The organism is Bradyrhizobium sp. Kon58, assembly GCF_055807455.1.
The window spans coordinates 1-278 of record NZ_JBVVOT010000406.1 but is presented as its reverse complement, the minus strand read 5'-3'; the positions used below and the strand labels follow the sequence as shown (position 1 = coordinate 278).

General features: G+C 64.4%; 1 protein-coding gene. It reads right to left on the bottom strand.

Annotation, left to right across the window (positions count from 1 at the left end):
- A partial coding sequence (locus AC0L20_RS40940) for an iron chelate uptake ABC transporter family permease subunit (protein ID WP_473295815.1) occupies window positions 1-278 on the bottom strand: 278 nt, incomplete at both ends.

Here is a 278-nt window from a genome sequence, read left to right as displayed (position 1 = left end):
CTTGGAGACCGACCCGGCTACCCGTGAAATCATTCCGTTGGGCGGTGGTCGATTCAGCAGCGCCTGGGTCGACACCAGCACCTGCTGCCCGGCGAAGTACAGGCGCAGCGGTTCCACGTCGGTGAGCGTGCGCGCATACAAGCGAAACGCCGGATACACCCGCTGCTCGCCCACGCCGATCAACGCAATCAGCACCGCACCGGTCGAAGCGCCGGCGCTGATGCCCAACAGGTACGGATCGGCCAACGGATTACGCAACAACGACTGCAGGATGACCC